The organism is Methylobacterium oryzihabitans, from assembly GCF_004004555.2.
Classification (GTDB): domain Bacteria; phylum Pseudomonadota; class Alphaproteobacteria; order Rhizobiales; family Beijerinckiaceae; genus Methylobacterium; species Methylobacterium oryzihabitans.
Genome location: NZ_SACP01000017.1, coordinates 71008 through 84016 on the forward strand (window position 1 = coordinate 71008; position 13009 = coordinate 84016).

At 71.0% G+C, this 13009-nt stretch carries 10 protein-coding genes; 3 read left to right on the plus strand and 7 right to left on the minus strand.

Annotated features, from left to right (window positions below; all coding sequences use genetic code 11):
- Positions 1 to 15: 15 nt before the first annotated feature.
- From EOE48_RS17645 to EOE48_RS17665, 5 genes are all read right to left on the minus strand, one after another.
- Positions 16 to 711, minus strand: coding sequence for an ABC transporter ATP-binding protein (locus EOE48_RS17645; protein WP_127731517.1), 696 nt, complete (start codon positions 709 to 711; stop codon positions 16 to 18).
- The gene (locus tag EOE48_RS17650; RefSeq protein WP_127731519.1) at positions 711 to 1460 is read right to left on the minus strand and encodes an ABC transporter ATP-binding protein; all 750 of its coding nucleotides are present in this window, start codon (positions 1458 to 1460) and stop codon (positions 711 to 713) included. Before EOE48_RS17650 ends, EOE48_RS17645 begins: the two co-directional genes overlap by 1 nt.
- Complete coding sequence (locus tag EOE48_RS17655) at positions 1457 to 2455, minus strand: branched-chain amino acid ABC transporter permease (RefSeq protein ID WP_127731521.1); 999 nt, start codon at positions 2453 to 2455, stop codon at positions 1457 to 1459. The genes EOE48_RS17650 and EOE48_RS17655 overlap by 4 nt, the downstream gene beginning before the upstream one ends.
- Positions 2452 to 3375, minus strand: a complete 924-nt coding sequence (locus tag EOE48_RS17660; RefSeq protein ID WP_127731523.1) for a branched-chain amino acid ABC transporter permease — start codon at positions 3373 to 3375, stop codon at positions 2452 to 2454. The genes EOE48_RS17655 and EOE48_RS17660 overlap by 4 nt, the downstream gene beginning before the upstream one ends.
- Before the next feature lie 243 nt (positions 3376 to 3618).
- A complete protein-coding gene (locus EOE48_RS17665) occupies positions 3619 to 4803 on the minus strand; it encodes an ABC transporter substrate-binding protein (RefSeq protein ID WP_127731525.1) in 1185 nt (394 codons plus the stop codon).
- 361 nt (positions 4804 to 5164) lie between these two features.
- On the opposite strand from EOE48_RS17665, the gene EOE48_RS17670 reads away from it, so the two are divergent.
- From EOE48_RS17670 to EOE48_RS17680, 3 genes are all read left to right on the plus strand, one after another.
- Positions 5165 to 7498, plus strand: a complete 2334-nt coding sequence (locus tag EOE48_RS17670) for an oxidoreductase (protein ID WP_127731527.1) — start codon at positions 5165 to 5167, stop codon at positions 7496 to 7498.
- Between the two features lie 403 nt (positions 7499 to 7901).
- Positions 7902 to 8915: a hypothetical protein gene (locus tag EOE48_RS17675; RefSeq protein WP_127731529.1), complete on the plus strand. Its 1014-nt coding sequence runs from the start codon at positions 7902 to 7904 to the stop codon at positions 8913 to 8915.
- A gap of 221 nt (positions 8916 to 9136) precedes the next feature.
- Positions 9137 to 9418, plus strand: coding sequence for a hypothetical protein (locus tag EOE48_RS17680; protein WP_127731531.1), 282 nt, complete (start codon positions 9137 to 9139; stop codon positions 9416 to 9418).
- Positions 9419 to 9423: 5 nt separating this feature from the next.
- Here EOE48_RS17680 and EOE48_RS17685 read toward each other — a convergent pair whose 3' ends face one another.
- On the minus strand, positions 9424 to 11550 hold the full coding sequence (locus EOE48_RS17685) for a TonB-dependent receptor (RefSeq protein WP_127731533.1): 2127 nt from the start codon (positions 11548 to 11550) through the stop codon (positions 9424 to 9426).
- Between the two features lie 145 nt (positions 11551 to 11695).
- Complete coding sequence (locus EOE48_RS17690; protein ID WP_127731535.1) at positions 11696 to 12832, minus strand: HD-GYP domain-containing protein; 1137 nt, start codon at positions 12830 to 12832, stop codon at positions 11696 to 11698.
- Positions 12833 to 13009 lie beyond the last annotated feature (177 nt).

The window sequence follows — 13009 nt, forward strand, 5'->3', positions numbered from 1 at the left end:
GGGTTTGGGTGGTGCTCACACATGAAGGAACCGCTCCTTCACCTCGGGCGCGGTGCGCAGGGCCTCGGTGGTGCCGGTCCACACCACCCGGCCCTTCTCGATCACGACGTGGCGGTCGGCGAAGCGGGCGAGCGCGTCGACGTTCTTGTCGATGACGAGGATCGCCTCGCCCTCGTCCTTGATCGCCCGCAGGCAGGCCCAGATCTCGTCCCGGATCAGCGGCGCCAGACCCTCGGTCGCCTCGTCGAGGACGACGAGGCGCGGGTTGGTCATCAGGGCGCGGCCGATCGCCAGCATCTGCTGCTCGCCGCCGGAGAGCTGGTTGCCGCCGTTGCGCCGGCGCTCCTTCAGGCGCGGAAACAGCCGGTAGACCGCCTCCAGCGTCCATTTCGCCCCCCGGCCGCCGCGATGCGTCGCGATGAGGTTCTCCTCGACCGAGAGGTTCGGGAAGATCTGGCGGCCCTCCGGCACCAGCCCGAGGCCGCGCCGGGCGACGAGGTGGGGCGGGCGCCCGGTCACGTCCTCGCCGTCGATCGTCACCCGGCCGCCGCGGGGCTTGAGCAGGCCGAACACCGAGCGGATCGTCGTGGTCTTGCCCATGCCGTTGCGGCCGAGCAGGGTCACGACCTCGCCGCGCTCCACCGCGAGGTCGATGCCGAACAGCACGCGGGAATCGCCGTAGGCGCTCTGGAGGTTCTCGACCCGCAGCATCAGGCGGCCTCCTCGCCGAGATAGGCGGCGCGCACCGCCGGGTCGGCCCGCACCGCATCCGGCGGGCCGGACGCGATCACCCGCCCGTAGACCAGCACGCTCATCCGGTCGGCGAGCGCGAACACCGCCGCCATGTCGTGCTCGATCAGCACGAGGGTGTGGGTCGCCTTGAGGTCGCGCAGGAGCCCGACGAGACGCGCCGATTCCTCCGGCCCGGTGCCGGCGAGCGGCTCGTCGAGGAGCAGCAGCCGGGCGCCGGTCGCCAGCGCCACCGCCAGTTCGAGCTGGCGCTTCTCGCCGTGCGACAGGCTGCCGGCCCGCCGCCCGGCCCGGTCGGCGAGGCCGACCCGATCGAGCGCCGCCATCGCCTCGCCGTTCAGGCGCCGGTCGCCGGCCACCGGGCGCAGGAAGCGGAAGCTCGATCCCGACCGCGCCTGGACCGCGAGGGCGACGTTGTCGAGGACCGAGAACCCGTCGAGGAGCGAGGTGATCTGGAACGAGCGCGCGAGGCCGCGGCGCACCCGCGCCACCATGCCGAGCCGGGTGATATTTTCGCCGGCGAGCCGGATCTCGCCGCCGTCGCTGCGGGCGGCGCCGGAGAGCTGGTGGATCAGCGTGGTCTTGCCGGCGCCGTTGGGGCCAATGATGGCGTGCAATTCGCCCGGCGCCACGTCGAGGGACACGTCGTCGGTGACGGCAAGCGCGCCGTAGCTCTTGCGCAGGTGGCGGACGGAGAGGAGCGGGGTCACGCGGCGCGCCCTCCGCGCAGGCGGGCGGTCAGCCCGGCGATGCCGCCGCGGGCGAGGAGCACCAGCAGCACCAGCATCAGCCCGAGGCCGAGGCGCCAATGCTCCGAGAAGTGGGCCAGCCCCTCCTCGACCGCGATCAGCGCCGCGGCGCCGGCCACCGCGCCGACGAGGGTGCCCATGCCGCCGAGCACCACCATCACGATCAGCTCGCCCGAGCGCTGCCAGCTCATGTAGGCCGGCGAGACGAACTCGGCCTGGTTGGCGAGCAGCACCCCGGCGAGCCCCGCGATGGCGCCGGCGACGACGTAGGCGGTGAGCTGGTAGGGGAAGGCCGGGAAGCCGATCGCCTCCATGCGGACCGCGTTCTCGCGGATGCCGCGCAGCACCCGCCCGAAGCGCGAGGCGACGAGGAGGCGCAGGGCCACGAACACCACCGCCAGCACGCCGAGCGCGAGGTAGAACAGCGCGACGTCGCCCTCGATCAGCCGGGCGCCGAGCACCCGCGAGCGGTGGTCGAGGCTCACCCCATCGTCGCCGCCATAGGCCGAGAGCGACACCATGAAGAAGAACGCCATCTGGCCGAAGGCGAGGGTGATCATGATGAAGTAGACGCCGCGGGTGCGCAGCGAGATCGCGCCGGTGACGAGGGCGAACAGGGCGCAGACGACGAGCGCCGCCGCCGACTGGACCAGCAGGTCGTGGATGCCGTGGGCCGACAGGATCGCCACCGCGTAGGCGCCGAGCCCGACATAGGCGGCGTGCCCGAACGACACCATCGCGCCGTAGCCGAGCACGAGGTCGAGGGACAGGGCCGCGATGGCGAAGATCAGGATCCGGGTCGCGGTGACGATCAGGAACGGCGCCCCGATGCCCGAGGCGAGGACCGGCACCAGCGCCAGGGCGACGAGGGCGAGAAGGAGAGCGATGCGCGCGCCGGGGCGGCGGGGCGGGGCCGCCTCGATCCGGGCCACGGGGAGGGAGGCGCCGGCGCTCATCGCGACCCCCTGGCCGGAAACAGGCCGGCGGGGCGGAAGAACAGCACTGCGGCCATCAGGATGTAGATCAGCATCGGGGCGAGCGTCCGGCCGGTCTGCGACGCGGCGGCCGGCTCCATCAGGCTGCGCAGCAGGATCGGGCCGAAGCTGCGCCCGAGCGTGTCGGCGAGGCCGACCAGCAGGGCGGCCACGAAGGCGCCACGCACCGAGCCGACGCCGCCGATGACGATGACCACGAAGGTGAGGATCAGCACCGAATCGCCCATGCCGGGATCGACCGAGAGGATCGGCGCCACCATCGCGCCGGCGAACCCCGCCAGCATCGCGCCGAGGCCGAACACGGCGAGGAACAGCCGGCGGATGTCGACGCCGAGCGCCGAGACCATCGGGCCGTTGCTGGCCCCGGCCCGCAGCAGCATGCCGAGGCGGGTGTGGTTGACGAGGAGGTGCAGGCCGAGCGCGGTGACGAGCCCGGCCGCGATGATCGCGAGGCGGTAGGCCGGATACATCAGCGTGCCGACGACCGGGATCGAGCCCGACAGGAAGTCCGGCACCGGCACGCTCATCGGCGCCGAACCCCAGACGATGCGCACGCCCTCGTTGAGGATCAGGATCAGCCCGAAGGTCGCCAGCACCTGTTCGAGGTGGTCGCGGCCGTAGAGGTGGCGGAAGACCAGGAGTTCGAGCACCAGCCCGACCGCCAGGGTGGCCGGCAGCGCGAGGGCGAGGCCGAGGAGGAAGCTGTCGGTCAGCGCCGTGAAGGTCGCGGCGAGGTAGGCGCCGACCATGTAGAGCGCGCCGTGGGCGAGGTTGATGAGGTCCATCACCCCGAAGATCAGCGTCAGGCCGGCCGCCACCAGGAACAGCAGGATGCCGAGCTGGAGGCCGTTCAGCGCCTGGAGGAGGAAGAGGTTGAGCATCGCGACCTTGGGGGCTCGCTTCGACGTCGTGAGAGGGCGCAGAACCTCCCCTCTCCCGAGTGGGAGAGGGGCCGGGGGTGAGGGTGGCTCGGCCTCCGTAATGACCCTGAACTGTCGAGCGGCACAGCGCGACGTTGTGAGTTCAATCCTGAACCCGAGCCACCCTCACCCCTACCCCTCTCCCACCCGGGAGAGGGGATCCCGCGTCATGCCCTGTAAAGTATGGGTCAGCCGGCCCACGCCTCACGGCATCTTGCAATCCTTGGCGTAGTTGTCCTGGTAGTTCGCAAATACCTTCTCGACGACCTGGGTCTCGTACTTGCCGTCCGGGCGCTTGGCGGCCTTGACGAGGTAGAAGTCCTGGATCGGGTAGTGGTTGGGGCCGATCTTGAAGCTCCCGCGCAGGGAGGTGAAGTCGGCGGCGCGCAGGCCGGCGCGGATCGCGTCCTTGTTCGCGAGGTTGCCCTTGGCGGCGCGCACCGCCGAGTCGATCATCAGCGCGGCGTCGTAGGCCTGCATGGCGTAGGTGCCCGGCACGCTGTTGAAGCGCTTCTCGTAGGCCGCCACGAACGCCTTTGATTGCGGGTTGTCGAGGTTCGGCGCCCAGTTGGCGCCGCCGAAATAGCCGACCGCGGCGTCCTTCTGGGCCGGCAGGGTCGATTCGTCGACCGTGAAGGCGGAGAGGAACGGGGTGGTGCTCAGCCCGGCCTGCCGGTACTGGCGCACAAGGTTGACGCCCATCCCGCCGGGCATGAAGGCGAACACCGCGTCGGGCGAGGCGGCGGCGATCTGCGCCAGTTCGGCCGAGAAGTCGAGCTGGCCGAGCGGGGTGTAGATCTCGTTGACGACCTCGCCCTTGTAGGAGTGCTTGAACCCGGCGAGCGAATCCTTGCCGGCCTGGTAGTTCGGGGCCAGCAGCACGACCCGCTTGTAGCCCTTGTCCTGCGCGACCTTGCCGAGCACCTCGTGGACCTGATCGTTCTGGTAGGAGCTGACGAACAGGTTCGGGTTGCACTCGGCTCCGGCGTAGTTCGAGGTGCCGGCGTTCGGGCTGATGAGGAAGGTGCCGGAATCGGTCGCCGGCCGCGCGATGGCGCGCAGGATGTTGGAGAAGATCGGCCCGACCACGAAGTCGACCTTGTCGCGGCGGACCAGTTCCCGGACCTTGTTGGTCGCGACGTCCGGCTTCTGCTCGTCGTCGACGACGATGATCTCGGTGTCGAGGCCGCCGAGCTTGCGCCCCATGGCGTCGGCGGCGAGCAGGAATCCGTCGCGGGCCTGCTCGCCCAGCACCGCCGCCGAGCCGCTCAGCGTCAGGATGACGCCGATCCGCAGCTTGCCGTCGCCGGCGGGCTGCTGCGCCAGGGCGGGGGTCGCCAGCAGGGTTGCGGCGAGGAGCCCGAAGGCGGTGTTGCGCAGCGACGTCATAGAGGTGCGATCTCCCGTGAGGCGGCCGGTGATCCGATGTCGGCGGGCGCGGCGCAAGATGAATCGAGGCCCGATCCCACGGCGCCCGGCCGTGGCGTCGGGAATTAGTTTACGTATGAAATATCTCTTGGCAACAGCCCCCGCGGATGTTTTTGCCGTGCCGAAGTCTTGTGCAGTGCGGGATGAAAATCTCGCCTTTGGCGACGATTAGCGATGCGATAGCCTGTGCCGCAGGGCGGACGGACCGGTGCGCAAGGTCGCGTGGCTCGCCTCCGGTCGAGGCCCTTCGCGCCGTCTTGCGGGAAATCATTTCAAGCCTAAACTATCGTCGCGGCCGGAGCACCGCCGCGGGAGACAGCCCATGCGCATCACGGTGATCGGCGGCGGCCCCGGCGGGCTCTACTTCGCGCTCCTGACCAGGAAGCGGCGGCCGGACTGGACCGTCGAGGTCGTCGAGCAGAACCGCGAGGGCGACACGTTCGGCTTCGGCGTGGTGTTCTCCGACGAGACCCTGCACGAGTTCCTGTCGCGCGACCGGCCGTCCTTCGAGCGGATCCGGGGCGAGTTCGCCTATTGGGACGACGTCGCGATCCACAAGCACGGCGTCGAGATGCGCTGTGGCGGCAACGGCTTCGCCGGGATGTCGCGGGTGCGGCTGCTCGCCATCCTGCAGGAGCGCTGCCGCGAGGAGGGCGTGGACCTGCATTTCGGCGAGACGGTGCCGCCGGGCGAGATCGCGGCGCGGTTTCCCGATTCCGACATCGTGGTGGCGGCCGACGGAGTCAATTCGCGCATCCGCGAGCATTTTTCGGAGGCGTTCGGGCCCGAGATCCGGATGGCGTCGAACCGCTTCTGCTGGATGGGCTCGACCCGCCCGATGGACGAGTTCAACTACTTCTTCCGCGAGACCCCGCACGGGGTGATCTGCGCCCATACCTACCAGTACGAGCCCGGCCGCTCGACCTGGATCTTCGAGATGGACGAGGCCTGCTGGCGCGGCCACGGCTTCACGGAGACCGACGAGGAGGGCTCGCGGCGGGTGCTGGAGGCGCTCTACGCCGAGGAGCTGCAGGGCCACCCGCTGCTGCTCAACCGCTCGCACTGGCGCCGCTTCCCGCGCATCGCCTGCCGGCACTGGTCGCACGGCAACGTCGTGCTGCTCGGCGACGCCAAGGCGTCGGCGCATTTCTCGATCGGCTCGGGCACCAAGCTCGCGATGGAATGCGCCATCGCCCTGTCCGACGCGGTCGTGGCCCACGGCGAGACGGACGTAGCGGCGGCCTTCGCGGCCTACGACAAGGCCCGGCGCGGCCCGTGCGAGATCACCCAGCACAATGCCGACGTGTCGCTGGCGTGGTTCGAGCACATGGGACGGTCCTGGGACATGGAGCCGGAGCAGTTCGCCATGGTGGTGATGTGCCGCGCCAAGGCGATCACCTACGACAACCTCGCGGTGCGCGACCCCGCCTTCGTGGCCAGGGTCGACGACGCCTTCTACGCCCGGGTGAAGCGCGAGACCGGGCAGGATCACAGCCGCACCCGCCCGACCCCGATGTTCACGCCGTTCCGTCTGCGCGGCATGGAAGTGCAGAACCGCGTCGCGATGGCGCCGATGGCGCAGTATTCCGCCGGGCCGGACGGCGTGCCGACCGACTGGCACTTCGTGCACTACACCTCGCACGCGCTCGGCGGCGCCGGCCTCGTCTTCACCGAGATGACCTGCCCGTCGCCGGACGCCCGCATCACCCCCGCCTGCACCGGGCTGTGGAGCGACGCGCAGGAGGCGGCCTGGACCCGCATCGTCGATTTCGTCCACGCCCACAGCGGAAGCCGGATCGCCATGCAGCTCGGCCATGCCGGCCGCAAGGGCTCGACCCAGCTCGGCTGGGAGCGGATGGACCACCCGCTGCCGGAGGGCAACTGGCCGCTCGTCTCGGCCTCGGCCATCCCCTATCTCGACGGCGTCAGCCAGGTGCCGGCCGCCCTCGACCGCGCCGGCATGGACCGCATCCGCGACGAGTTCGTGGGGGCGGCGCGGCGCGCCGCGCGGGCCGGGTTCGACATGCTGGAACTGCACTGCGCCCACGGCTATCTGTTCGCCTCGTTCCTGTCGCCGCTGACCAACCGGCGCGACGACGCGTACGGCGGGTCGATCGAGAACCGCCTGCGCTACCCGCTCGAGGTCTTCTCCGCCATGCGCGAGGTCTGGCCGGCGGAGCGGCCGATGTCGGTGCGGATCTCGGCGACCGACTGGAGCGAGGGCGGCATCGGCGAGGCCGACACCGTGGCGATCGCCGAGGGGTTCTCGCAGGCCGGCTGCGACCTCATCGACGTCTCGGCCGGGCAGACGGTGGCCGACCAGCAGCCGGTCTACGGCCGGATGTTCCAGGTCCAGTTCGCCGAGGTGATCCGGAACGTGCCGCGGCTGGCCACGATGGCGGTCGGCGCCATCACCGAGGCGGCGCAGGTCAACACGATCCTGCACACCCGCCGGGCCGACCTCGTGGCGCTCGGCCGGCCGCACCTGTGGAACCCCGCCTTCACCCGCGAGGCCGCCGGCTGGTACGACGCCCGCAACCAGCACTGGCCCAAGCCCTATCTCCCGGGCCGCGACCAGGCCCATCGCGAACTCCCCAAGCGCCGCGAGCAGGAGATCACCCTGCGCCGCAAGGCCCGGCCGCGGCCGCAGGGGTGATGCGCCGGGCGCCGCGCGGTCAGGTTGTGGTCGCGCGGGCTCACTCCGCCGAAAACGCGGGTCGTCGCCCATCGGGCCGGGATTAGGATTGTCCTTCGCGACGACGCGAACCTATCAGGGAACATTCGGCAACGGGCCGCCCATGGCCGCAGGGCCGATCTGGTCGAGAATAGGGCGCGTCTCCCCTCTCCCGAGTGGGAGAGGGGCCGGGGGTGAGGGTGGCTCGGGTTCAGAATAGAGCACCAAGGGTTGAGCTGCGCAGCTCGACAGTTGGCGTTTTATTTTATCGCCGAGCCACCCTCACCCCTACCCCTCTCCCACTCGGGAGAGGGGATCCCGCGCTTGATGGTGAAACGATTGTTCCTCGGGCAGGCCTGTCCCATCCGAGGCGAGAGTGTGCGTGATGACCCTGAAGCGCCAGGACCGCCGATCGCCGGGACGAGTGGCGGGCATCGCCGTGATGCTCGCCGCCCTGGCCCTGCCCGCCTCGGCGCAGGGCGGCAGGAAGGACGCCGCCAGGACGTCCGCCGGCAAGACGGAGCCCGGCAAGTCGGACGCTGCCAAGCCGGACGCCGGCAAGCCGGACGACGACGGGGAGGACAAGGTCGACAGCGAGAACCTGTTCGGCTTCACCGAGGGCACCGATGTCGGCCGGAAGGGCGAGCAGGAGGTGATCCTCGACACGATCGTCCGGCTCAGCAAGCGCCGGGCCGGGCCCGGACCCTCGGGCTACGCCGCGGCGCAGCCGGAGCTGAGCTACCAATACGATCTCACCGACCAGTTCAGCATCGAGCCGGGCATCTGGCTCGACACCCGCCGCCAGCGCAACATCGCCGACCTGCCCGACACCGCGTCCGGCGGCTTCAACGGCGGTTCGCTGGAGCTGAAGTACCAGTTCCACAAGCGCACCGACGACAGCCCCTTCGGCCTCGCGATCCAGTCGGAGCCGCAATGGGCCCGGATCGATCCGATCGAGGGCATCGGCGGCGACGTGTTCAGCGCCGACACCCGGCTCATCGCCGATGCGCGCCTGATCCCGGATAAATTGTGGGCCGCCGTCAACCTGATCTACGATCCCCAGGTCGCCGCCCGGAAGGGCTCCGGCGAGGTCGAGCGCAGCTCGACCCTGGCGGTCTCGGGCAGCCTGATGGGTCGCGTGAGCGAGCACGTCTTCCTCGGGCCGGAGGTCCGCTACGCCCGGGCCTATGACGGCGCGGCGCTCAACCGCTTCGACGGCGACGCGGTCTTCCTCGGCCCGGTGCTGCACATGCAGGTCGAGAAAAAGTTCTTCCTCACGGTCGCGGCGACGACCCAGGTCTACGGGCACGACCGCGACCCGAGCTACGCCCGTCAGGCGTTCAACCTGACCCAGTTCCCGCGCCACGCCGTGCGGATCCGCTTCGGCGCGGAGTTCTAGAGAATCGTCCCGGATCCCGGATCCAGGGCGATCCTCTCGGTTCCTGTGCCGCATCGGCTTCGTCCCGATAGCCGGTTCCCACCTTGCGGACCGATGCTCTCCGCGACGCGGGTCGGGCCCGCCGATGCGCCGGGCGCGGGAACGCCCCGACTTTAACCCGGGTTGTTGCGTGGGGGCCGGCGGTCTATGCCTCACCCGACGACACGATCCCGAGGCCAGCCATGACGCCCGTCGCCCGCTGCCTGCAACGCTTCGATCAGGCGTCGATCCGCCGCGATGCGCCCGCCGTCGCCCTCGTCAACGCGGCGCTCGACGAGCTGGAGGCCGCCTTCGATCGGCCGGGCGCCCGCATCGTGGCCCTGGAGGCCGTGCTGCACGCCGCCCGCGAGCGGCCGGCACCGGATGCCGGGACCTTCGGCTGCGTCCTGACGACGATGATCGACCGGCGCCAGACCCGGCTGGCCCAGGACGGTGGACGCCCGCGCCGCCCGGCCGCCGCCTGAGCGGCTCAGAACCGCGCGGTCAGGAACAGCCGCACGTTGCGGCCCGGCAGCACGATCTCGTCCTTCTTGAACGAGGCCGAGTTGCGGATCACGTCGTCGAGCAGGTTGCTGCCCTGGAGGCCGAGCGTCACCTCGCTGGCGCCGTAGACCGCCGGATCGAGGGGCCGGGTGTAGCTCACCTCGGCCCGCAGGTTGTTGTAGCCGGGCGTCACGGTCTCGAACGGCGCCGTCTCGGTATGGGCGAAGGCGTGCAGCAGGTTCAGCCGGGCGTACCAGCCGTCGGCGCGCACGAACACGCCGCCGCCGACCCGGTAGGGCGGGATGCGCGGCACGTTGGTGCCGTCGTCGAAGGTCGCCCGCACGGTGTCGAACTGGCCCTCGACCCCCGCGAAGCCGTCGCCGACCGGCACCACGTCGAGCTGGGCGGCGATCTCGGCGCCGGTGAAGGTGGCGTTCTGCTGCGAGTAGACGATCTGGTCGAGCTCGTCGCCGGTGCCGCAGCTCGCGAAGTCGTCGTCGCAGCGGTTGCCGGTCAGGCGCTTGTAGATGAAGCCGGTGTAACGGGTGACGTAGCCGGTGGCGTCGAACCGGAACGGGCCGACCGCCCGGCGCAGGCTCGCCTCGATCGTGCGGGCGCGCTCGCGCTTGAGGTTGGCGTCGCCGATCTCGAAGGTCCCGGTCGCGTCGTGCGGCCCGCGGGAATACAGCTCGAAGGCCGAGGGCGCCCGCTCGACGTACTGGCCGGTGAGGCTCGCCACGACGTCGTTCGGCAGGTCCTGCAGGATGCCGAAGCTCGCGCTCCTCGGCGCGAAGTGCCGGCGCCGGCCGGCCTCCACCGGGTCGGCGCCGTCGACCGGCAGGTAGTCGGCCGGGAACTGCGTCGCCAGCCCGGTCGCGCGGGCGCCCTCGATCCGGCCGGCCGCCTGGAACCGGGTGCCGGTCGGCAGCGCCAGTTCCTCGAACACGTAGCCGGCGGTGCTGCGCGAATCGGTCGGCGGCAGGAAGCCCTCGCCCTGGGTGCCGATCACCCGCCGGTCGCTCTGGACGCCCAGCGCCCCGGTCAGGACCCCGAAGGGCAGGGCGACCGGGACGTGCTGGAGTTCGAGCCGCCCCTCCGCCTGCCGGTTCTTGAACGTCGCCTGGATGCCGTCGATCCCGTCCTCGCCGATGCCGATCTCGTTGTGCCGGTAGGTCGACCCGCCGAGCCAGAACCGGATCGCCGCGAACGGGCCGTCGAGGGGCCGGTATTCGCCCTTGGCCTGGAGCTTGTCCTGGGTCGGGTCGAGGCGGGTGCGGCTCTCGGCGGCCCCGCCGCCGGGGATCTGATAGAGCGCGTCGTAGTGGCTGAACGACAACCCGACGAAGCCCCGGTCGAACACGTAGGACATCCCGACCGTGCCGCCCTGGGATTCGTTGGCGGAGTTGCGCTGGACGCCGAGCGGCGTGGCGTAGCTGTCGGCGGCGGTGCGGAAACCGTCGAGGTGCAGCACGACGTTCTCGCCGCCGGCCTCCAGGCTCGCGGCGCCGTTGCGGCCGTTGTCGACCGACGAGTACCCGCCGAGCACCTGCGCGGCGAGGCCGTTCGGCGGAACGAAGGTCGGGATGCGGTCGTTCTCGGCCGAGACGACGCCGCCGATCGCCTGGGAGCCGTAGCGGAGCGCCGCCGGCCCGCGGATCACCTCGATGCGCCTGTTGACGAGGGGGTTGATCGGCACGGCGTGGTCCTCGCCGAGGTCCGACACGTCCTGCGAGCCGATGCCGTTCTCCTGGATCCGCACCCGGGTGGTGTCGAGGCCGCGGATGATCGGCCGCGACGCCGCGCCCGGCGCGTAGGTCGTCGCCGACAGGCCCGGCCGGTCGAACAGCGCGTCGCCCAGCGTCCGCGGCTGCGCGCTGGCGATGTCGGCCCCGGTCACTACCGTGACCGGCGAGAACGTGTTGGTGACGACCGGCAGCACTCCGGCCGGGAACGGGTTCGCGGCCCGCCCGCCGGTGGGCGCCGCCACGATCGGGCTCGGCGAGGACACGACGATCTCGTCGAGGCGCACGTCCTCCGCCCGGACGGCCGGAGGCGGGTACAGGAGCGCGAGTACGGTGCCGGTCAGGAGGACGCGGTGCGGGCGGAGCGGCATGGGACGACCGTAATGATGATATAACATTACGAATGCGCGATGCGGTCCTCGTCGGCAAGCGCGTCCGTGCCGGAGGCTCGCGTTCGGCTGGGATTGTAACAGTGTTGCAACACCGGCCGCGGCACCGCGCCCGGCGAAGGACGGGCTATTCCGCGGCCTCGGGCACGGCGGCCCGGGACGGATCGATCTCCCGCAGCAATTGCGGGCTGCGCTTCCACGGCTCGGTCGCGCCGCCGAAGGCACGCGGACGGGCGCCGTTCGCGGCCCGGCCGACCGCGAGCACCTCCGGCCAGCGCCGGGCGAAGGCCTCGACGCAGGCGGGATCGAAGTGCCGTCCGCTCTCCTGGCGCAGGCAGTCGAGGGCCTCCTCGAACGGCATCGCCTCCTTGTAGGGGCGGGCGGTGGTGAGGGCGTCGAACACGTCGGCCACTGCCACGATCCGGGCGGCGAGCGGGATCGCCTCCCCGGCCCGGCCGTCGGGATAGCCGCTGCCGTCCCACTTCTCGTGGTGGGTCTCGGCGATCTCGGCCGCGAGGCGGATCAGCTCGCACGAGCTGCCGCCGAGGATCCGCCCGCCGATCTGCGCATGGCTGCGGATGGTGTCGAACTCGGCCCGGGTGAGGCGGTCCTTCTTGAGCAGGATGCCGTCCGGGATCGCGACCTTGCCGACGTCGTGCAGCGGCGCCGCGAGGTAGAGGCGCCGGCACAGGTCCGGCGGCAGGTCCAGGCCCTCGGCCATGATCTGGCTGTAGCGAGCGACCCGCCAGGTGTGGTCGCCGGTGTCGTTGTCGCGGTACTCGACGGCGAGGGAGAGCCGGAAGATGATCTCCTCCTCGCGCTCGCGCAGGGTGCGCACCGCCGTCTCGACCTCGCCGGCGAGCCAGACCGCCTGATCGTCGAGGTGCCGCACGGCGGCGGCGAGGCGCACGACGTTGCGCAGCCGCACGCTCAGCTCGACGCCGTCGGTGCGCTTGTCGAGGAAGTCGGTCGCCCCGGCCTCCAGCGCCTCGAGGCGGACCGCATCGCCGACGCTGCTCGTGATCATCACGACCGGAACGCGGGCGTAGTGCGGGATCGCCCGGCTGTGGCGGATGAACGTAACGCCGTCCATCCCGGGCATCTCGTAATCGACCAGCATCAGGTCGAAGGCCCGGGTGCGGGCTTCCAGCAGCGCCGCCGCGGGGTCGCGGAAGGCCGCGACCGTGACCCCGGTCTCGGCCTCCAGCAGCCGGCGGAACCGCAGCAGCATGGTGGAACTGTCGTCGACGAGCAGCACGTCCATCGGGGTGGCCTTCTCGGGGGAGGGCGGCGCCGCGCTCGGGTCAGCCGGATCGTGCGAGGTTCGGCGACCCGGCCCCGGAAGACGGGTCCGACGTACCGGCGCTGCGATCGTTCGTGGTGATGGATGCCTGTGCTGTCATGCCCCAAATACTCGTACGCCGTCGCCCTGGGGATTTCT